We start from the raw sequence: 20,978 nt of genomic DNA, 5'->3' as shown, positions 1-20,978 counted from the left end.
TTATAGAACCAAACGTTGTAAAGCCCGCTACTTAAGCGGGCTTTTTTGTTTTGTTGCTCATTTCACATTCAACTGCCTAAACATTAATCGAATATGGCCAACTCTAGATTGGGAGAACGTTTGCTTTATGCGACTATGTACGGCAGGAAGATTTAAACAGCTACAAGGAGGTCTTGTGAACAAGGCCATTGAAATTAAGAAACTTGGACAGCTTGAAGTGCTAACGGCTTCCGTCCCTTATACTCAAGACCCGACTCGCTTGTTCCACACACTATGTGAGAACAAAACTGACAGCCTATTGCTGGAATCTGCTGAGATCGATTCAAAGCAAAATTTAAAATCCCTGCTGATCGTAGATTCAGCGGTTCGCATTGTTTGCTTCGGCCATACCGTTAGCATGCACGCCTTGACCAATAACGGTAAAAACCTACTGTCTCACCTAAACCAAAACATCCGTGGTGACGTTGAGAGCAAGTTCGATGGCGAAACGCTAACTTTGGAGTTTAACCAGCCATGCGACACGTTAGATGAAGACTCTCGCCTACGTGAAGCCTCTTCTTTCGATGCGCTGCGTTTGGTTCAGCATAGTTTTGATATTTCGCAGCAAGACAAGCACGCGATTTTCCTTGGTGGTCTGTTTGCCTACGACTTAGTCGCAAACTTCGAGCCGCTTGGTAATGCAAAAGCAACAAATCAGTGTCCAGATTACGTTTTCTACGTAGCGGAAACACTACTTGTTGTCGACCATCAAACGGAATCTTGCCAGCTTCAAGCGACGTTGTTTGTTGATGGTTCAGAGAAAACAACGTTAGAGACTCGTATTGCAGAAATTAGCGTCCAGTGTGCAGCGCCAAAACTGTTGCCGAGTGCAGAGCAAATAACAGATGTAACGGTAGAACCTAGCGTGTCTGATACAGACTTCTGCCAAACCGTTCGCGACTTAAAAGAGTTCGTAGTGAAAGGCGATGTATTCCAAGTTGTACCGTCTCGTAGATTCACTCTACCTTGCCCTTCTCCACTCGCGGCTTACAAAGAACTGAAACAAAGTAACCCAAGCCCTTACATGTTTTACATGCAAGATGAGCTGTTCACTCTGTTTGGCGCATCACCAGAAAGTGCGCTTAAGTACGAAACACACACTAACCAAATTGAAATCTACCCAATAGCAGGCACACGTCGCCGTGGTAAGCGCCCTAACGGCGAGATTGATTTCGACCTAGATAGTCGCATCGAACTTGAACTGCGCACCGACATGAAAGAAAACGCAGAACACATGATGTTGGTTGACTTGGCACGTAACGACGTCGCTCGTATTGCTCAATCTGGTACTCGCCACGTAGCAGACCTTCTAAAAGTCGACCGCTACAGCCACGTAATGCACTTGGTGTCTCGTGTGGTTGGTCAACTGCGTGAAGACCTAGACGCGCTGCACGCATACCAAGCATGTATGAACATGGGTACGCTCACCGGCGCACCTAAGATTCGTGCCATGCAGTTGATTCGCGATGTAGAAGGCGCACGACGCGGTAGCTACGGCGGCGCTGTTGGCTACCTCACTGGTGAAGGCACACTCGACACCTGTATCGTGATCCGCTCAGCGTACGTTGAGAACGGCATTGCTCAAGTTCAAGCTGGTGCTGGCGTGGTGTTCGACTCTGATCCACAAGCGGAAGCAGACGAAACGCGCGGCAAAGCACAAGCGGTAATCTCTGCTATCCAAGCAGCGCATAATTCACAATAAGGAATAGGGTTCAGAGATGGCTAATATCATTTTTATCGACAACTTTGACTCGTTCACCTACAACCTTGTGGATCAATTCCGCTCGCTAGGTCACTCAGTCAAGATTTACCGAAACAACATCCCAGCAGAAACCATTGAACAAGCGGTAAATGAGCTTGAAAACCCAGTGGTTCTGCTATCACCAGGTCCTGGTGCACCTTCAGAGGCAGGCTCAATGCCAGAGCTTATCCAACGTATGAAAGGCAAAGTGCCGATGATCGGCATTTGTCTTGGTCACCAAGCGATTGTTGAAGCGTACGGCGGTACTGTTGCTGGCGCGGGCGAAATCATTCACGGTAAGGTCTCTATGATGGAGCACCAAAACCATGCGATTTACCAAAACCTACCATCACCACTTGCAATTGCACGTTACCACTCGCTGGTTGCGACCAAGGTTCCTGAGAGCCTAACCATCACAGCAGAAGTGGATGACTTGGTAATGTCTGTTGTACATGAAGAAGATAAAGTTTGCGGGTTCCAGTTCCACCCGGAATCTATTATGACGACCTACGGAGCAACACTGTTGGCCAATGCCATTGAATGGGCACTTGAAGAACAAACTTCAGCGAACCCACTCACTGCTTAATAAGCACTTGGCACATAAGAAATTTAGGAGAGGAAATATGGAAACAATCATCAACCCTATTATTACCAAACTGTACGAGCAAGAATCGCTTACTCAGGAAGAGAGCCAACAGCTATTCGACATCATTATCCGTGGTGAACTAGATCCAATTTTGATGGCATCAGCACTGACTGCACTAAAAATCAAAGGCGAAACGCCAGACGAAATTGCAGGCGCGGCCAAAGCACTGCTGGCAAACGCAAATCCATTCCCTCGCCCAGATTACGATTTCGCAGATATCGTAGGTACTGGCGGTGACGGTCACAACACCATCAACATTTCAACCACTGCGGCGTTTGTTGCTGCAGCATGTGGTCTAAAAGTAGCGAAACACGGTAACCGCAGCGTTTCCAGCAAATCGGGTTCTTCTGACCTTCTTGATTCATTTGGTATCAACCTAGCTATGAGCGCAGAAGATACGCGCAAAGCGGTAGACGATATTGGTGTTGCTTTCCTATTTGCACCTCAGTACCACGGTGGTGTGCGCCATGCGATGCCAGTGCGTCAAACCATGAAAACCCGCACCATCTTTAACATTCTTGGCCCACTGATTAACCCTGCTCGTCCTAACATCGAATTGATGGGCGTTTACAGTGAAGAACTGGTTCGTCCTATCGCAGAAACCATGCTACAAATGGGTATGAAGCGCGCCGCTGTAGTTCACGGCAGTGGCTTGGACGAAGTGGCGATTCATGGTGAAACAACCGTTGCCGAAATCAAAGACGGTAAGATCACAGAATACAAACTAACGCCTGCAGACTTCGGTCTAGACGCGCACCCACTAGAAGCGATCAAAGGTGGCGATCCTGAAGAAAACAAAGCGATCATTACCAATATCCTGACGGGTAAAGGTACAGACGCACAGTTGGGTGCAGTGGCAGTAAACGTTGCTCTGCTAATGCGTCTATTCGGCCACGAAGATTTAAAAGCCAACACGCAACAAGCGATTGAGGCAATGAATTCAGGCAAGGCGTATCAATTGGTACAACAACTTGCCGCACACGCTTAAGGAATTGAAGAAGATGACTGACTTCAACACTCAGCAAGCTGACAACCTGTCTGAACACGTTTCTAAGAAAGAAGCAGAAATGGCAGAAGTACTGGCGAAAATTGTCCGCGACAAATATCAGTGGGTAGCAGACCGTAAGGTGTCTCAACCGCTAAGCACATTTCAGTCTGATTTGCTGCCATCGGACCGCAGCTTCTACGATGCTCTGAGTGGCGAAAAGACGGCCTTCATCACCGAATGTAAGAAGGCATCTCCTTCTAAAGGTTTGATTCGTGATCACTTCAACTTGGATTACATTGCATCGGTTTACAACAACCATGCTGATGCGATTTCAGTCCTAACAGACGAGAAGTACTTCCAAGGTAACTTTGACTTTCTTCCTCAAGTGCGTGGTCAAGTCAAACAACCGGTTCTGTGCAAAGACTTCATGGTAGATACCTACCAAGTTTACCTAGCGCGTCATTACAGTGCTGATGCCGTGCTACTGATGCTTTCTGTCCTTAATGACGAAGAGTACAAAGCGCTAGAGGAAGCAGCACACAGCCTGAACATGGGTATCTTGACCGAAGTCAGCAACGAAGAAGAGCTTCATCGTGCCGTTAAGCTTGGCGCACGCGTTATCGGCATTAATAACCGTAACCTTCGCGACCTAAGTACTGATTTGAATCGTACTAAAGAACTGGCACCGGCCATTCGCGAACTGGCTCCTAACGCAACAGTAATCTCAGAATCTGGCATTTATACGCATCAACAAATTCGTGATTTAGCGGAATACGCAGACGGCTTCTTGATTGGTAGTTCACTGATGGCGGAAGACAACCTAGAACTTGCTGTACGTAAAGTGACGTTAGGCGAAAATAAAGTGTGTGGCTTAACGCATCCAGATGACGCAGCAAAAGCATATCAAGCAGGCGCAGTATTTGGTGGCCTGATTTTTGTCGAGAAGTCGAAGCGTGCGGTCGACCTTGAAGGTGCGCGCTTAACCATGAGCGGTGCTCCACTGAACTATGTAGGCGTGTTCCAAAATCACGATATCGATTTTGTTGCTTCTGTCGTGACCTCTTTGGGTTTAAAAGCGGTGCAACTGCACGGTCAAGAAGACCAAGCTTACGTAAACCAACTCAAAGCCGAACTGCCAGCAGCGGTAGAAATTTGGAAAGCTTACGGCGTGACTGATGCCAAGCCAGAACTGCTAGCAGACAACATTGACCGCCACCTATTAGATGCGCAAGTTGGCACTCAAACTGGCGGAACTGGTCAAGTGTTCGACTGGTCACTGATCGGCGACCCAAGTCAAATTATGCTAGCGGGCGGACTGTCGCCAGAAAATGCTCAACAAGCAGCGACACTAGGTTGTTTGGGATTAGATTTAAACTCTGGTATAGAAAGCGCACCAGGCAAAAAAGATTCACAGAAGTTGCTCGCGGCATTCGCTGCTATTCGCAACTACTAAAGCTGGACATCAGCTAAAAAATTTAAAGCTATTCGTAGCGAAAAATACGAGAAGGAATATAACGATGGCAAAACTGAATGCCTACTTTGGCGAATACGGCGGTCAGTACGTTCCGCAAATTCTAGTTCCAGCACTGGAGCAACTAGAGCAAGCGTTTATCGACGCGCAAGAAGATCCAGAATTCCGCAGCGAATTCATGACGCTTCTTCAAGAGTATGCGGGCCGTCCAACGGCTTTGACTCTAACTCGTAACCTAACCAAAGGTACGAAAACCAAACTGTACCTAAAACGTGAAGACCTACTTCACGGTGGCGCGCACAAGACCAACCAAGTGTTAGGTCAAGCTCTGCTTGCGAAACGCATGGGTAAAAACGAAATCATCGCAGAAACAGGCGCAGGCCAACACGGTGTTGCAACCGCACTAGCGTGTGCACTACTTGGCCTTAAGTGTCGCGTTTACATGGGTGCAAAAGACGTTGAGCGTCAAAGCCCGAACGTATTCCGTATGAAGCTAATGGGCGCAGAAGTTATTCCTGTCCACTCGGGTTCAGCGACACTTAAAGATGCATGTAACGAAGCGCTACGCGACTGGTCTGCAACTTATGAAGACGCGCACTACCTACTAGGTACAGCGGCAGGCCCTCACCCATTCCCAACGATCGTGCGTGACTTCCAACGCATGATTGGTGAAGAAACGAAGAATCAGATTTTGGCACGTGAAGGTCGTCTTCCTGATGCGGTTATCGCATGTGTGGGCGGTGGTTCAAACGCGATTGGTATGTTTGCTGACTTCATCGAAGAAGAAAGCGTTCGCCTAATTGGTGTTGAGCCAGCAGGTAAAGGTATCGATACTGACCAGCACGGTGCACCACTTAAGCATGGTAAAACAGGCATCTTCTTCGGTATGAAAGCACCATTGATGCAAGATCCAAACGGCCAAGTAGAAGAGTCTTACTCGGTGTCTGCTGGCCTTGATTTCCCTTCAGTTGGTCCACAGCACGCACACCTAAACGCAATTGGCCGTGCTGAATACGACAACGTGACAGACGATGAAGCGCTAGAAGCATTCCAAGAGATTGCACGCCATGAAGGCATCATCCCTGCACTTGAATCTTCTCACGCCGTGGCACACGCACTGCGTATGGCACGTGAGAATCCAGAAAAAGAGCAATTGCTGGTTGTTAACCTATCTGGTCGTGGTGATAAAGATATCTTCACTGTACATGCCATCCTAGAAGAAAAAGGAGCGATCTAATGAGCCGTTATGAGAAGATGTTTGCGCGCCTAAACGAAAAGAACCAAGGCGCATTTGTACCGTTCGTAACGGTTTGCGATCCAAACGCAGAGCAGTCTTACAAAATCATGGAAACACTGGTTGAGTCTGGCGCAGATGCCCTTGAACTTGGTATTCCATTCTCAGATCCGCTAGCCGATGGCCCAACCATCCAAGGCGCTAACATTCGCGCGTTAGATTCAGGTGCAACACCAGATATCTGCTTCGAGCAAATCGGTAAGATCCGAGCTAAATACCCAGAGTTGCCTATTGGTCTTCTGATGTACGCGAACCTTGTTTACTCTCGTGGTATCGAGAACTTCTATGAGCGTTGTGCAAAAGCAGGCATCGATTCTGTTTTGATTGCAGACGTACCAACTAATGAAAGTGCTGAATTTGTTGCTGCTGCAGAGAAGTTTGGTATTCACCCAATCTTCATCGCACCACCAACGGCAAGTGATGAAACACTGAAGCAAGTATCAGAGTTAGGTGGCGGCTACACTTACCTACTATCTCGTGCTGGCGTTACTGGCGCAGAAACCAAAGCAAACATGCCTGTAGGTCATATGCTGGATAGACTGAACCAATTTGATGCGCCACCAGCACTACTTGGTTTTGGCATCTCAGAGCCTGCACAGGTGAAACAAGCACTAGAATCTGGCGCCGCTGGTGCAATTTCTGGTTCAGCCGTGGTCAAAATCATTGAAGCGAACGTTGATCAGCCACAAATTATGCTCGACAAGCTAGGTGAATTCGTTTCTGCAATGAAAGCCGCCACTCAAAAATAATTTCAGTTTGATATGACACAACAACGCCCGCTTAACATTATGTTTAGTGGGCGTTTTCTTACTATCGCGTTTATGCCACGTCATTTTTTGTTCAACGCCCGCACTTTCCAAATCTATCTCAAGCAGAGCACTCAAAGAGTGTTAAGCTTGGGTAACTTAACTAACTCAATAAAGCAATGTGCAGTAAGGTTGCTACATGGAAGAAGTCAAAACACTGCTAGCCAAATGTCCTGTACTATCAGGGCTGCCAGATAAAGGGCTTAGTGAAGCAGCGCAAATGACTAAGGTCCGCTGCTTCGACGAAAAAGCACTGATTTGCAATAAAGGTGCGCTTCAATCTTCTCTTATGGTCATAGCTCAAGGTGCAGTGAGAGTGAACTCAATTAGTTCAAAAGGCAAAGAAGTCACACTGATGATTTTCGAAGCTGGTGGCTGGTTTGGAGACAATGTTTTTTCTCCCGGCATGCCTCGTATTTTTGGTGCGACCGCGCATTCTGACGTGACTGTAATGGAGCTTCCTGGAGATAAATTTCGCCAATTACTCGCCAAATACCCTCAAAGTTACCCCACTATACTCGACTTACTTAGCCGCCGCTTGTGGTCTGCTATTTCTGTTATCGAAGATGACGCGATTAGAGGAATTGAAGAACGAGTCGCCAAAAGGTTGCTGCTACTTGCTGAATACCAACTTAATCAAGCGATCGATACTCGACCATGCGTTGTCAGGGTAACAAGAGAACATATCGCTAACATGATGGGGCTAACTCGTCAGAGCGTACACAAGATACTAAAACGATTAGAAAGTATTGGGATGCTAGAGCTAAACTATGGCTCAGTAACCATTACCAATCCGAAACGCTTAGAAGAATACTTTAAAGAACTCGAGCAATAGATCCATTCAACAAACGGTAAGTATTGTCTAACGATAGCTAAAAACCTTATGCATCTAATTGGTCAAGAGCACAACACCATTTGCGCTTAGGCAAGTGGCGCTGTGACACAAAGACCATTGAATTGACTAAGCTATATTCAATTCAGATTTCAACTCACGTTTCAAAATCTTTCCTGTCGCACTCATCGGGAGGTGTTCACGAATTTCGACATAACGAGGATATTTAAACGAGGCTAATTGCTCTTTACCCCACTTTTGTAATGAATCGGCGTCAATGTATTCTTTTGGTTTAAGTACAACGTAGGCTTTTATCTCTTCGCCATACTCTTCATTTGGAATCCCTATCACCGCGACCATTGAAACGGCAGGATGAGTCATGAAAACTTCTTCAATTTCTCTGGGATAAACATTAAATCCACCTCGAATGATCAGATCTTTCATTCTATCGACAATAAATAAATTACCTGAACTGTCAAAGCGGCCCACATCACCAGTATGGAACCAACCATTTTGTAGCGCAGATTCAGTAACTTCTGGGCGGTCAAGATATCCCTTCATAACATTATGACCACGCACAACAATCTCACCTTCTTCGCCTATCGGTAGTGCATTGCCTTCAATGTCGATAACTCTTACTTCGACGCCTTGAACCGGTTGACCTACCGAGCCTGGTATTCGCTCCTGATCTAAATGATTAAAACATGCAATAGGACTTGTCTCCGACAACCCGTATCCTTCTAAGATCGGCACATTAAATGTTTCTTCAAAGGTTCGAAAGATTTCGGTTGGTAATGGCGCACCACCGCTTACTGCAACACGCAATGACGAGGTATCAAATTGATGCTGCACATGAAGCAGACCGATGTACATCGTTGGCACACCAGCAAATATCGTCACCCTATGTTTTTCCACCAGCTCAAGAACATGTTTAGGCTCAAACCTAGGCACTAACACCAATGTTGCCCCGCCCAAAACACTAGCATTTAAGTGGACGGTTTGACCAAATGTATGAAATAAAGGCAAAGTTACTAAGTGAATATCATCGGCCTGGCTGCCCATAATGTTTTGTGCCACCAGAGCGTTCATTATGATGTTCTGCTGAGTCAGTTCAGCGCCTTTTGGTAAGCCTGTCGTCCCTGATGTATACAAAATCACACATGTATCATCCGCATTACGCGGTATATAATCCGGCAACGGTTGGACATCGGCTATAAACGCATTGAGAGTTATTACACCATTCCAATAGCTTTCATCTTGAGATTGAGTCAATACGACTATGCCTTCGCATGTATCGACTTGTTCAAAGGCTTTGACACCCTCTTTTGCCATTGGCAGTTCTTTCGTCCCTTCAAAGCAGAAATAAAACTTCGCTTTTGAATCTTCTAAGTGATACTTAATTTCTCGCGCTTTCAAAAGCACATTTAATGGGACTGCAACCGCGCCAGCTTTTTGTATTGCATAATAAACAAACGCGAAAAAAGGAATGTTTGGGCATGAAATCGCAACGCGGTCACCTGGCTTTACGCCTTTATTGATTAAAGACGCTGCGATCTTGCCGGCGATCGCATCAAACTGCGCATAATTTATCTTTTCAGTGCCACATATCAACGCCGTTTTATCTGGTTTACTCGCAGCATTTCTTTGTAACGCAGCAGCAAGATTCATCATAGTCTCTTCACCTCTTACTTGTCTTTCTCGTCTAATCAGCTCAGGAGCATTAACTAAGCAAGTTATCCTTAACACTGGATCGTCAGCATTTGATTCTCACCAGTCATTACCATTTAACATTATGTTTACAACGCAATCAGGACTAAGAATGTAAAGCAATTAACATTTCAGAAGGCAAATTAATAAAAGTGTGAGCTTGAAAGAGATGAATTGTTATAAATATCACCCCAAGTCACTAAAAACTCTGACTGCAATAGCAAATACAAAAGCGGTTAAAATTAACAAAAAGAAAACAAATAAAGAAAAATAAACTTGAACAATCCCAAGCGTAACCCTTATAAGAAAAATCAATAGCAAACGTTTGCTATTGAACAAAACTTTATCGTTCGTCAATAAAATATCGATTAATCCATCAATAATACCTTGCTGCATATTGCCAATTGTAAACGATAAGTGTAAAAAGCAAGGCGAGATAATTATCCGTAAATCCATTTATGGTTAGTGGGTAATTTTAGGATTTTACATTTTATTAGCACAGAGGTTATGGAAGTGTTAAAAGAAAAGAGTTTGCTAAACAACATTGGCGTACAAGTCGTAATCGCCATGATCGTGGGCACAGCCGTTGGTGCCATGATGGGTCATGATGCGACAGTGTTCGCTCCTTTAGGTGCTATCTTTATCAACTTAATCAAAATGTTGGTTATTCCTTTGGTCGCTGTAGCCTTGATTTCTGGCGCCGCTGGTCTTGGGAACAGCCAGTCAGCAGGTAAAGTTGGCATCGTCACTCTAGGTTATTTTGGTTTAACATCCGCCCTAGCCGTTGCGCTTGCACTATTTATGGGTGAAGTATTCCAACCAGGCATGGGTATCGACGTCTCTGGCGTTGAAGGCATGTTCTCAGCAGAATACGCTTCAAAAGGTGAACTACCTACTTTCTGGGCAACCATCACTGGTATGATCCCAACCAACGTTTTCCAATCACTAAATGAAGCAAACATCCTACAGATCCTCGTTTTCTGTATGTTCTTTGGTATTGCGATTTCTAAGCAAGCAAAAGAGCGTCGTGAACCAATCATCAATGGTGTTAACTGCATCGTTGACGCAATGGTTTGGATGATCAAGATAGTAAAAAGTAATATTTAGCACACACAAAGCTTACCTAACCCACTGTATATCAAGATAAAAATCAAAAATATTCTTCCAAAAAAATATTTCTAATTTTTATTTTCTTTTCAAACACAACACTCTAAGAGGTTCAGGACGTTCAGCAATCCATACGTTTAGATTTGTTGTTTTAACCTGAAATCTAACTGAAACTTCACCAAGCACAAATACTAATTAATGATATTTAAAAGCCACTCTTCGGAGTGGTTTTTTTGTTTTTGTATAGTGTTGCTCTACAATATTTTAAAAGTATTAAAATATTTATACATACTAAAAACCTATATTTATAAGGATTCTTCAATAGCATAATAATATTTTTATATTGTATAGCTTTACAATAAATAAAAAAATGATATAAATATTATATAAGATAAGGAGAATGATTATGACAAATATGTATTCACAGTTTATGAAAGAGTTAAAGATAGTAGTAAAGTCTAAAGGTTTTAAAATTGATTTTAGAGTTCATAAGACGATTGATAATTTCAACTTAAATTACTTTGATGTTCAATTAGTAATTGAAGAAATGTATAAGCTAATAGAGAGTAAGTTGGACACCTCACTTTCTCACACATATAAACTTGATTGGGAAGTTGAAAATATCAGAACACAATCACTAAAAGATTATATAGAAAGCACTTTATCACGTATCGAAAACCAAGAAGAAATAGTAATCAAATAAATATGAAAGGAGAATAATAATGAAAGAGTTTAAAGAAAGCACAAAAGAATCAAATCTATATTTTATCAATGCAGCAGAGTTAGATTTCCCTACAGAAAAAGAGTTTCAAAGATTTTACGCTCAAGATACTATTGATAATTCTTGCTACTTACCTAATGAAATGAGAGAAGAGTTTGGTGATGAATATGATATGGACAATGAAGAAGTTTATGAACATTTCAAACACATTGCTCACGAAGAGTTTGAAAAATCCAGAAAAAAAATGGAACACATTGTTTTTGATAAGAATGACCTGATTAATTCAACTGTTATTGAAAATCGCAGCTTTGGCAAAAAACATAAAACAACTTTTGAATATTGTAGTTTTGAAATGAGCAAAACGATACTGGAAGGTTTAGATTATAATTTTGAAGAGTTTGATATTGAAACTGAGAATAGTTTCTATACAGTAATTGTATTTCAATCTAACAACACTCTTTTCTTTAAGTATGAAGATAATGTTTTTACAAAAGAAGAACTTTTGGAATATCTGAAAGTTGAAGAAGGTCACTGTGATGAAAACTATGATGAAATCTTGTTTGAATCTTCTTTTAACAAAGCTATAGATGAAGCAATCGCTTAAAGGGTTGCTTCTATGAACATAAACAAACAAAAATCAAGAAAAGAGAAGTTGGAGAGGTTAAGACTAAAACATTTTGTAGAGTTTATCTTTGAATCAAACTCTATCAGAACAAAAGAACAAATTTTGTTAGCCAAATCTAGAATCTCAAATCAAGCATTGACAAAGATTCTGATAGAACTGAACCTTATCGAAAAACAGAAAGATAGTGAAAGTAATTATTTCCCCTATTACCGAATCTCAAAACAACTTGAAGAACTTATTTTCAATGAACTATCAAACCATAAAGACTTTAAACAATACGTAAAAAACAGCACAAAATGAGTGCTGTCTTTTTTTTGGTTTTTGGTTTTTGGTTAGTCTTTTCCATATTTCCTTAGTAATGCTTTGACTCTTTTTAAGCATTGTTTTCTATCAATCTCTTGTTCAAGATAACTTTGAATAATATCTTCAAGTTCTTGTTCAAAACAGATTCTTTGATCAATAGTTAACTGTGATACATCTTCAGCAACAATTGCTAAAGCACTATCTTTCACTTCTTGAATAATTCTTTCTTCTATTTCATTCATTAAAACACTCCTTCTATATATATTATGTATTTACTTACATCGTATATCGTAGAAGAGTAATATCAATTTTAGAGAATTATTTTTCAACCAAGCATTAAAATATTTATATTTTTTCGACACTCAAAAACCTTTTAGATAAAGGTTTATTTGCTTTCCCCTTCTTTGAAAAACTTTTTTGCTATTTACAAAAAAAATAAATCAGTTTTATTGAATTGTAGGACTAAAAGAAAAAGGACTTTTCAAATGAATAGATTAAAAATTTTATTTACAAGTATGCTTGCTTTTGCAACTACTTCAGCTTTTGCAGCAAAGAATATAGGCGATACAGCAACGGCAATCGGAACACAGATCAACGCTGTCACTACAATGGCTGTTATGGGTTCTACGCTATTAGGAATCGTATTCTTGATTATTGGTGGTTTAAACCTGAAGAAACACGGTGACAACCCTCAACAAGTGCCACTGGGTAAACCTCTGATTTTCATACTGGCAGGAGCGTTATTGTTCGGTCTAGGTTCTACATCAGACGTTATGCAAAAAACACTATTTGGTGATGGATCTCGTGATGGTAATGGATCAGGAGGCTTTAACGATTTTTCTTAATTTGACATAGTAAAAAAAACATTTCCTTTAATTTTTGCTCTACTTCGGTAGAGCTTTTTTTGTGCTGTAATATTATCAGGGTTACGAAATAATATTATTTCACAATAAAAATAATATTATTTTTCCCTAGAGATAATATTATTCTCACCTACCTCAATCACAAAATAAAGCCTACATTATAGTATTATTCCAAAATACGAATAATATTATTTTTTAAAACCCTTGAATAAATCAAAAAATATTATATAAAAAGTATATTGGAACTTAAGAAAGGAAATTAATATTATGAAAAATTCAAAAGCATTAGAACTACAAAGATTATTAGATAGAGCAAGATCTGAATACATTGAAAACGCTCAAAAGAATAAAGAAACTTTTGGTAGTAGAATGATTCTAAGTGTCGCAGATACAAACATTGAACAAATGTCTTTGAACATCTGTGAAAACTTAAACATAAATACAAAGAGAGTAAGAAACTTAAATGAATACAATGCAATGACAAGAGCATTACTTGAAGAAGCTTTAATCGCTTAAAGTTTTACCAGTAAACATTATAAAAAATAGCACTATAATACTTGACAAAATCTTCTAGGATTATAAAACGATTCTAGAAGATATGAAAAAGGACTTTACTATGATACTAAATGAAGAGATAAAGCTTTCAGAACTACAATTCAAAAACTTTGGTGATAATGCAGAGATAATTTTTGATATAGAATGTTTCGATGAAACTGATTCTTATGGCGGTTTCGGCTACCTTTCAATCACTGAGAAAGGAAACATTTACTGTTTTATTAAAGCTGTAGATTATGAAAATAAAAGAATGTCAGAGCCAAGATTAACGTTTGACCATACAGCACAAAGCTTTTGCTTAGATAGTAACTGTTATGAAGCTGAATCTAATAGAGAGATACAACTAATTATCGACTCTTTACCTTTACAAGCACTGAGACTAATCACAGATACAAACTACCGTGAAACTACCTTCCAAGCTTGCCGTTCTAAACACTCACTACACTGATTTATAAAGACCTTAAAACGGTCTTTTTCTTTTGCTGAACCTCGCACATTTTGCATTTAAAAAGGAGCAAAGCGGTTTTGAATGAAAATTGGGAGGAACAAAATCCCATTTTGTAGCTCTTGAAATAATATTATTTCTCGTAAAAAATAATATTATTTTTTCGTTCATTATAATACTTTTTTTTTCAAATCATATCACCTTCAAACCCTTGCAATACCTCACTTCAACAACACTTTGACGATCCCCTTTCTTGTCCAAACCCTTGAATAAATCAAAATATACGATAAAAAATAATTAAAGATATTGGAGAAAGGTTATGAATAACATCAGAGAGAATTTGCTTAAAGAAAAATCAAATGGAACGTTTAGTTTTGCAGGGATAGACAATCTAACTTGGTCAGATCAGATTCGCTTTCTGGTTTCACCAACAACTAAAGTAACTGATTATCAAGTTACTGATCATTTGGGACAAATCAAACTGACTCAAACTATCAATGAAAAGACTACTTACCTTCTTTTCCCTAGAGAACTATCGCCTCTTATCGTAAAGCAAGTAATGCACTATATAGAGCTTCATAAAGAGAAGTTCAGAACCATAGATAACCGTTTACAGCGTGATAAACGAGTAATGGAGCAAAGAATCAGAGAAGAACTAAGCAACACTGAGAAACAGTTTGCTGAGTGTAAAAAGCTTTTGAGTCTTGCTAGTTCAAAGATTGGTTTAGAGAGTGCGGATACGTTCAATGAAGCGATCTCAAAGCTGAATGTAGGTATTCACAATCTTGCTGAGAATCATAAAGAAGCAAAACACAAATTAAAATTTCTCGATCCTGAAAAAGATATGCTTTTCGGTTCAGAACGTGATTTTTACAAGCATTATAAAAAAATGCTAGAAATCAGAAAGATATTCAATTGAAGAAAACTAGAAATAATATTATTTAAAATTAAAAATAATATTATTTTTCTTTAACCCTTGAATAAATCAAAAAAATATAACAAGGAGAAAATTAATGTTTTTAATCAAGAACAACAAATCAATATTTACCAATTACAATGAAGTAAGAGCTTTGCTTTATTGTTTCGGTGAACAATCTCATAAGTTTATCGAAAACACTTGTATAGTCGTTTCATCATCAGATCATAACGCAATGTTAGTAACTGACGTTTACAGAGAACTTAGAACATTAAAGCGTTCATACCAACAATCAAGAAACTATCTTAACAAATTAGTAGAATACAAATTAGCGACAATAGATAAAAACAAAGTGTTCTTATCACCTTTACTATTTAGCAATGAATCTTTATCTGTAACGTTCGAATCTAAAAAGCTTACTGTGAGTAAAGGGATTCATAGCATAACTTTCGATTGCCCTTTCGATAACTACCTCTGTTTTTTAAGAAACACTTTAACAAAACGAGCGTTATCTTTTGATTTATTTAAGTTGATTCTGAATAGCTTTGATGAAAATGGAGAAGTTAAAAAAGCAAGACTTACAGAGATTGCTTTAGAAAACAACCTAAACAAAGACACTTTGAATCAGATAGTTAATAGATATTTTAAGAGTCACTTGTTTATTAACAAAGATAGACACACTGTTGAGTTAGATCAGAATCTACTTAGCTTAGAAGAAATTAAAGAAAACCAATTCGATAAACATACTTTTTCATTTTAACATTTACGAATGGTGAAGTAGAAATCATACAAATATAACAAGGAATAATAATGAATAAAATACTTTTAGGAATGGCACTTTTCGCAAGTGTCGCAAATGCACAGCAATTCGTTGCTGTAATTAACGCAAATTACACAGCAGGACAAGAACCAACACCACCACCAGTAAACGGCTGTGTAGGTAAAGAACTAACAAGATCTGAACTAGACACTATGATTGCAAATGGTGATGATGTTACTAAGGCTTGCGTTGGTCAAATTGAAGACTTCTCTTACTTACTGACTGGCTACCCTAACTTCAACCAAGACATATCAAATTGGGATATGAGCAGCGCAAAAACTCTATCAAATTTTATGACTCAACCTATGGCTATGAATCCTGATTTTGACATTGATATAAGTGGTTGGGACGTATCGAATGTAGAGAACTTTGATATGTTTCTTTATGTGAATCTAGACTACCCTCACGATCTAAGTGGCTGGGACGTTTCAAGCGCAACTTCTTGGATGGATTTCTACTATAAAGGTTACTTTGAAGCACCTGTCGATCATATTCCATCTAAGTTTAGATAAGAAAACCATCAAAAAAACACTCCCTGTTGGAGTGTTCTTTTTTGCTTGAACTTAGTAACTGCAAGAGTTCATAGCGTTGGTTTGTGATCGAGTTTCACTGAAGTAAATATCTCCACCTCTCACACCTCGACAAAAATCAGAACTTTTTGAAGGGAATTTATTTACTGGTTGATACAAGAAAAAATCGTGTGGACCAACATCAATGTACGCTTGTCGTAAGTTAGGTAGATTCGACAAATCAGTGATTGAAGTGTGTCTTATGTCAAGTAATCCTACGTAGCGTAAATAGGGAATATCAATCATAAAGGCATTCATTGCGCCTCTTACAACAACGTCTAAAACAGTTCCGCCGTAAGAACGTAGATTAGGAAACTCTAAAGTAGAAAGCATATGTAAATCTTGCATATCTATCACGTTACCCGTTACATAGATTAGATTTCTCATATCGATCTCTGTAAGTGATGGATTTTGAATAAAAATATCACCGTAGATTACTTGGATTCGTGGCAAGATTAACTTGCTTGAGCCTTCTCCTAGCCCAGGTTCTCCACCTTCACCGCCACCTTCCATCATCATCATTCCTAGTTCTCCTGAACCTTCGTGACCGCCTACAGTGTTTATATTTATACCTCTCAACCACGTTGCAGGTATAGAGTCATAACTCATTAAGTAGTTGATGTTTGAACCATCAATGCTACAAGAACGAGGATTGTAATAAAGACCGTCTACGCCATTGTAAGCAGCTTCTAACCATTCATTTGATTTGTAGTCACAATTGTAATTCCACATCTTAACCGTCTTCATCAAACCTGCTTCAGCTAAGAAGGTGATTGAATCTTCATCACTACAACCATCGTTTATATACTGAAATGTTCCTGATTCTGTGCTTCCTGTCAGTTCAGTATCACAACCATCTGCACTGATTATCGTGTTTGTGCTTAAAAGCTTTGAGTTTAAGACTTGATATGTTCCTGTAGTCGATAACGGATCGTCCTTCGTCACTAAGATTTCTGGTTGATCAGAGCCACCTATTGCCACTGGAACGTTTACAACTGCATAGTAAGCAGCTTGAGAGTAGATACTTGTTAAAGCTGACGTAGCTAATAGAATTTTTTTAATGTTCATTATCATTTCCTTTTAATTATATTGTATTCCATATAATTTATTTATCATCAAAATGGTAAAATACAAGGAAATATAAACAATTAATCAATGTTAGACTTAAAAAAACAATGCAGTTCAGTAAATATTATTATGCTATTTTTTAACATTTCATAGAAAACATAAAATTAATAAAATATTTTTCTTGCTTTCTAGTTGTTTCTTAGTATTAAAATATTCCCAACCTAAAACAAAATCTGCTTTACCCTTCTATGATTTGTTTGACTAAAGTTTTTGCAATGTTTCACTATCCATATAACAAAGGATTTTTATATGGATATACAAAACAAAAAAATACAAACATTTCTTTTACTATTAGTCAGTAACTTTTCTTATATTACGTTTGCAAATGATTTAAGCAATCTAGGTTTAATCTTAAAGAGTTTTGATACTTTTGCTTTCATTCTTTCTACCTGTCTAGGTATTCTCTTTTTAATTATTGGCGTAAAGAAGCTTAAAGAACACGGCGATAATCCAAATTCACCCAACTCAAAACCAAAAGTCGCTATTGCAAGTTTGTTAGTTGGTGCGCTGTGTTTCAATTTAACGGGTGCAATGGACGTTGTTACAACGTCAATATTTGGAAAAAATAACGGATACTGTAGTGCTTACGCAGATCTTAAAACTTCAAGTTGCTTTGACACTTCAACGGCTGAAGTGATTAAACCTGTAGAAGAATTGATGAATGATAAAGGTTTTAGTGCTGAAGATAAGAAAGCCATTGATGAAGCAGTATCTAACGGATTTTTAATGTTTAAGATTATTGGAATAATCACTTTTCTACTAACCGTTATGCAGTTGAGAAAAGAGCCTGAGAAACCTGCAATTCAACAAAACTATGGGAAGCTCGTTTTAGCTATGTTCGGTTCTACTATGATGATTAATCTACAAAATACAATCTTAGTAATTCAAGAAACACTTACTTTCATTGGTATAAGTTAAGGAGAATGACAATGATAAACAATATTATAAAAGAGTTATTGGTTAGCTCTCTACCATCAAGACACATAGATGTAAAAGAAGTTGATTCATTAAGTTCTGATTGTCTAACTTTTGAAGTTGTTGAAGTTGATAGTAACTATGCTGATTTTACTGTTACACACAATGATATTCACCATTACAGAATCTACAAAGAATATTCAAAGTATCAGGTTATGAAACTTTCAAAAGAGTATCTTAAACCTGATTCACTGGTCATTCCTCTATGCTCTGACACTCTCAAACCTCTTGCTAAAGCACTAGGTTTATGACGACACAAAGCCTTAACTAGAAACACTTCAGACATTGAAATGACGCTCATTAGAGCGTTATTTTTTCAAAAATTTGACTCAAGTAAAACCATTCTATCCTTCACAACTTTCTAATATGTAGAAATAATATTATTTCTAGGAAAAAATAATATTATTTTTTAGGCACTTAAAGGAACTTTTTTAACAAAGAAAATCCTTAAAAATAAATAATATTATTTTCTGGCCAAATCAATTCTGGCCTGATAACTTTACATATAACAAATGATTGATACATTAAAACTATCACAAAACAAAATATAATGTAGAGGATATGATTATGACAATCTCAGTGGCTATATGTTCAGGCAAAGGTGGCGTTGGCAAAAGCACAACTTCACAACAAATCAATTCAATCATTAAAGATTCTATAATGATTGCTCACGACTCAACTTCAAACTTTAGTTTTATCAACAAGATCAGAACTAAAATTGCTGAAGCAAAGAAAATCTTACCTGTTGAAGCGTCAATCTTTGAATCTTTTGAAAGAAAGATTAAAGAAGATGGTTCTATCGAAGTAGTAAATAACTTTGAAACATACTTCAATTTCATTCAAGAAAACAATGTAAATGCAGTTTATGACTTAGGCGGTTACGACTCACCCGATCACCGTGTCATTTACTCTATCGTTGATCACATCATCATTCCTACTGGTCTTTCAGAAATCGACTTACAAAGCCTAGAAACGATGAATGAGACTCTTAAACAAGTCTCTAAAACGGCTAATAAGAAAGTGACTGGCAAGGTTCTAGCGTGTCGAATCCATCACAGAACAACTAAAACAAGTCCACGATTCTTAAACCTAGTTGAGCGTGTCGAAGCTCTAGATCACTTGGAACTACTAGATTCAGTCATTTATGAACGTGCGGATTACGTTAAAGCAAGTAACAAAGGCTTTGCTGTTCTAGAACTACCTCAAACAAAATCTAGTCGTGCAGCTCGTGACATTAAAGCACTAGCTTCAGAACTTAACCTACTATCTGCATAAGGAGAATTATAAATGGATATGGCACAGAAACTTAGAGAACAAATGCAAGAAGAAAGAACTAAAGACCTTTCTTCAATGCGTGAACAATTTGGTAAAGACGCTCTTTTAGTTCCAAACAAAGAGCAAGAGAAAAAGAAACAAAAGAAAAAAATTAAACCTGAAGATTCTAACGCAAAGATTTACAAGAAAGAATTCAGATCTAAACTTTTGAACAATGTTCCTGCTGAGTATTGGGATTTAATGAAAGACCTTAAAACTCTATATGCAGAAATTAAAGAACTTGATCCTGAAGAGAAATGCCCTGCTATGGAAAAAATATTTATTGAAGCTTTCTTCTTTGACATTCAGATACATCTAAAGACTGCACAATCGAAACTAAATAATTTAAAAAAATAATACTTAACCTCGATTTTTGAAGTTGAAACTAGCGAAGTCTTTTCAATTTCAAAACTGAGGAACTAGAAAATCCCATTTTTAGTATAAATCTTTAAACAACCAATAAGGAAACGAATATGAACAAATTAAAAACATTACTTACATTAACAACACTTGCTTTAAGCTCTACTGCTTTTGCTGAATGTGTTATTGACTCAAACTTTATTCAAAAGAGTTGGGAAAAGAAAGACATTCCTCGCTTGGATTGTCCTCAACTGAACATCACTGTTCAAAACAGTGCGTATAAGAGCCGTTATGCTGAGTTTGGAAGAGTTAAGAAAGACATTACCCTAATGATTTTCCACGACACGGACGAACAAAAAGAAGCGATAAAACGTATAGATTTAAGTGAACTACCTGCTGATTACGGCTATGTTCTTTACATCAATGACAATAAGAATCTTGAAGAATTGAACATAGGTGAAATTAAGAAACTGAAACAGCTACATATGAAAGGTAATGATATTGTAGATGTGAGATTTTTAGAAAACATAACATTCGGTGAGATTTACATAACAAAAAATATTAAATATTTCCCTTCTGAAAATTCTCCTTTCTGTGAGTCAATGAAAGCAGGTTATATCGCCTTTAACCAAAATGATACTAACCAAGAAAATGCACAAAAAGCCTGTGGTATTGAAATTGAAGAAGAATAAACCATCACCTTCCTAAAGAGCACTTTTCACAGTGCTTTTTTTATGCCCTCAAACATATAAA

Annotated in this window: 24 protein-coding genes, 1 pseudogene and 1 other annotated feature (1 of these 26 cut by a window edge); of the genes and pseudogenes, 22 read left to right on the top strand and 3 right to left on the bottom strand. The window is 38.6% G+C overall.

What is annotated here, in order from left to right; all coding sequences use genetic code 11:
• Positions 1 to 49 (top strand) — a sequence feature (Trp leader region); it begins 55 nt to the left of the window's first position.
• Positions 50 to 175: 126 nt separating this feature from the next.
• The 7 genes from R7F64_RS14870 to R7F64_RS14840 all read left to right on the top strand — a co-directional run bounded on the left by R7F64_RS14870 (position 176) and on the right by R7F64_RS14840 (position 7,820).
• Positions 176 to 1,741: an anthranilate synthase component 1 gene (locus R7F64_RS14870; protein WP_064354137.1), complete on the top strand. Its 1,566-nt coding sequence runs from the start codon at positions 176 to 178 to the stop codon at positions 1,739 to 1,741.
• A gap of 16 nt (positions 1,742 to 1,757) precedes the next feature.
• On the top strand, positions 1,758 to 2,366 hold the full coding sequence (locus tag R7F64_RS14865; RefSeq protein WP_005434961.1) for an aminodeoxychorismate/anthranilate synthase component II: 609 nt from the start codon (positions 1,758 to 1,760) through the stop codon (positions 2,364 to 2,366).
• A gap of 37 nt (positions 2,367 to 2,403) precedes the next feature.
• The gene (trpD, locus tag R7F64_RS14860; protein ID WP_318071866.1) at positions 2,404 to 3,414 is read left to right on the top strand and encodes an anthranilate phosphoribosyltransferase; all 1,011 of its coding nucleotides are present in this window, start codon (positions 2,404 to 2,406) and stop codon (positions 3,412 to 3,414) included.
• Between the two features lie 13 nt (positions 3,415 to 3,427).
• On the top strand, positions 3,428 to 4,867 hold the full coding sequence (gene trpCF / locus R7F64_RS14855; protein ID WP_318071865.1) for a bifunctional indole-3-glycerol-phosphate synthase TrpC/phosphoribosylanthranilate isomerase TrpF: 1,440 nt from the start codon (positions 3,428 to 3,430) through the stop codon (positions 4,865 to 4,867).
• Between the two features lie 64 nt (positions 4,868 to 4,931).
• On the top strand, positions 4,932 to 6,122 hold the full coding sequence (gene trpB / locus R7F64_RS14850; protein ID WP_005376781.1) for a tryptophan synthase subunit beta: 1,191 nt from the start codon (positions 4,932 to 4,934) through the stop codon (positions 6,120 to 6,122).
• On the top strand, positions 6,122 to 6,928 hold the full coding sequence (gene trpA / locus R7F64_RS14845; protein ID WP_047009991.1) for a tryptophan synthase subunit alpha: 807 nt from the start codon (positions 6,122 to 6,124) through the stop codon (positions 6,926 to 6,928). The genes trpB and trpA overlap by 1 nt, the downstream gene beginning before the upstream one ends.
• 196 nt (positions 6,929 to 7,124) lie before the next feature.
• Entirely contained in the window at positions 7,125 to 7,820 is a 696-nt protein-coding gene (locus R7F64_RS14840) for a Crp/Fnr family transcriptional regulator (RefSeq protein ID WP_005376777.1), read from the top strand.
• A gap of 126 nt (positions 7,821 to 7,946) precedes the next feature.
• On the opposite strand, the gene R7F64_RS14835 is transcribed toward R7F64_RS14840, so the two are convergent.
• Entirely contained in the window at positions 7,947 to 9,488 is a 1,542-nt protein-coding gene (locus tag R7F64_RS14835) for a long-chain-fatty-acid--CoA ligase (RefSeq protein ID WP_054577046.1), read from the bottom strand.
• Between the two features lie 543 nt (positions 9,489 to 10,031).
• Between R7F64_RS14835 and R7F64_RS14830 the strand changes: the two are divergent.
• From R7F64_RS14830 to R7F64_RS14815, 4 genes and pseudogenes are all read left to right on the top strand, one after another.
• Positions 10,032 to 10,616 (top strand): annotated as a pseudogene (locus tag R7F64_RS14830) (dicarboxylate/amino acid:cation symporter); the annotation flags it as partial.
• Positions 10,617 to 11,037: 421 nt separating this feature from the next.
• Positions 11,038 to 11,334, top strand: a complete 297-nt coding sequence (locus R7F64_RS14825) for a hypothetical protein (RefSeq protein ID WP_318071864.1) — start codon at positions 11,038 to 11,040, stop codon at positions 11,332 to 11,334.
• A gap of 19 nt (positions 11,335 to 11,353) precedes the next feature.
• Positions 11,354 to 11,956, top strand: a complete 603-nt coding sequence (locus R7F64_RS14820) for a hypothetical protein (protein ID WP_318071863.1) — start codon at positions 11,354 to 11,356, stop codon at positions 11,954 to 11,956.
• A 12-nt stretch (positions 11,957 to 11,968) separates the two neighbouring features.
• Positions 11,969 to 12,277, top strand: a complete 309-nt coding sequence (locus tag R7F64_RS14815; RefSeq protein WP_031780319.1) for a hypothetical protein — start codon at positions 11,969 to 11,971, stop codon at positions 12,275 to 12,277.
• Positions 12,278 to 12,309: 32 nt separating this feature from the next.
• Here the strand turns inward: R7F64_RS14815 and R7F64_RS14810 are convergent, their stop codons facing one another.
• Positions 12,310 to 12,522 (bottom strand): hypothetical protein, encoded by a 213-nt coding sequence (locus tag R7F64_RS14810; protein ID WP_224055809.1) that lies wholly within the window; start codon positions 12,520 to 12,522, stop codon positions 12,310 to 12,312.
• A 243-nt stretch (positions 12,523 to 12,765) separates the two neighbouring features.
• Here R7F64_RS14810 and R7F64_RS14805 point away from each other — a divergent pair, with 243 nt between their 5' ends.
• The 6 genes from R7F64_RS14805 (at position 12,766) to R7F64_RS14780 (ending at position 16,391) form a co-directional block, all read left to right on the top strand.
• Positions 12,766 to 13,125 (top strand): DUF6750 family protein, encoded by a 360-nt coding sequence (locus tag R7F64_RS14805; RefSeq protein WP_318071862.1) that lies wholly within the window; start codon positions 12,766 to 12,768, stop codon positions 13,123 to 13,125.
• 285 nt (positions 13,126 to 13,410) lie between these two features.
• Positions 13,411 to 13,659, top strand: a complete 249-nt coding sequence (locus tag R7F64_RS14800) for a hypothetical protein (RefSeq protein WP_138937406.1) — start codon at positions 13,411 to 13,413, stop codon at positions 13,657 to 13,659.
• 100 nt (positions 13,660 to 13,759) lie between these two features.
• Complete coding sequence (locus tag R7F64_RS14795) at positions 13,760 to 14,146, top strand: hypothetical protein (RefSeq protein ID WP_138937405.1); 387 nt, start codon at positions 13,760 to 13,762, stop codon at positions 14,144 to 14,146.
• 316 nt (positions 14,147 to 14,462) lie between these two features.
• Positions 14,463 to 15,062 (top strand): hypothetical protein, encoded by a 600-nt coding sequence (locus R7F64_RS14790; protein ID WP_138937404.1) that lies wholly within the window; start codon positions 14,463 to 14,465, stop codon positions 15,060 to 15,062.
• A gap of 94 nt (positions 15,063 to 15,156) precedes the next feature.
• Positions 15,157 to 15,819, top strand: a complete 663-nt coding sequence (locus tag R7F64_RS14785; RefSeq protein ID WP_138937403.1) for a hypothetical protein — start codon at positions 15,157 to 15,159, stop codon at positions 15,817 to 15,819.
• 50 nt (positions 15,820 to 15,869) lie between these two features.
• Positions 15,870 to 16,391 carry a BspA family leucine-rich repeat surface protein gene (locus tag R7F64_RS14780; protein ID WP_138937402.1) on the top strand — a complete coding sequence of 174 codons (522 nt, stop codon included), beginning with the start codon at positions 15,870 to 15,872 and terminating at the stop codon, positions 16,389 to 16,391.
• 51 nt (positions 16,392 to 16,442) lie between these two features.
• On the opposite strand, the gene R7F64_RS14775 is transcribed toward R7F64_RS14780, so the two are convergent.
• On the bottom strand, positions 16,443 to 17,516 hold the full coding sequence (locus R7F64_RS14775) for a hypothetical protein (protein WP_318071861.1): 1,074 nt from the start codon (positions 17,514 to 17,516) through the stop codon (positions 16,443 to 16,445).
• Positions 17,517 to 17,825: 309 nt separating this feature from the next.
• Between R7F64_RS14775 and R7F64_RS14770 the strand changes: the two genes are divergently transcribed.
• From R7F64_RS14770 to R7F64_RS14750, 5 genes are all read left to right on the top strand, one after another.
• The gene (locus R7F64_RS14770) at positions 17,826 to 18,494 is read left to right on the top strand and encodes a hypothetical protein (RefSeq protein WP_005392961.1); all 669 of its coding nucleotides are present in this window, start codon (positions 17,826 to 17,828) and stop codon (positions 18,492 to 18,494) included.
• A gap of 11 nt (positions 18,495 to 18,505) precedes the next feature.
• On the top strand, positions 18,506 to 18,802 hold the full coding sequence (locus R7F64_RS14765; RefSeq protein ID WP_318071860.1) for a hypothetical protein: 297 nt from the start codon (positions 18,506 to 18,508) through the stop codon (positions 18,800 to 18,802).
• A 316-nt stretch (positions 18,803 to 19,118) separates the two neighbouring features.
• Positions 19,119 to 19,826: a ParA family protein gene (locus R7F64_RS14760; RefSeq protein WP_031780314.1), complete on the top strand. Its 708-nt coding sequence runs from the start codon at positions 19,119 to 19,121 to the stop codon at positions 19,824 to 19,826.
• 12 nt (positions 19,827 to 19,838) lie between these two features.
• The gene (locus R7F64_RS14755; RefSeq protein WP_005392956.1) at positions 19,839 to 20,222 is read left to right on the top strand and encodes a hypothetical protein; all 384 of its coding nucleotides are present in this window, start codon (positions 19,839 to 19,841) and stop codon (positions 20,220 to 20,222) included.
• A 116-nt stretch (positions 20,223 to 20,338) separates the two neighbouring features.
• Positions 20,339 to 20,917, top strand: coding sequence for a hypothetical protein (locus R7F64_RS14750; RefSeq protein ID WP_318071859.1), 579 nt, complete (start codon positions 20,339 to 20,341; stop codon positions 20,915 to 20,917).
• Positions 20,918 to 20,978 lie beyond the last annotated feature (61 nt).

The organism is Vibrio sp. Vb1980, assembly GCF_033338615.1.
GTDB lineage: Bacteria > Pseudomonadota > Gammaproteobacteria > Enterobacterales > Vibrionaceae > Vibrio > Vibrio alginolyticus.
Note: the sequence above shows the minus strand (reverse complement) of the source record. Positions and strands in the feature narration are given on the sequence as shown.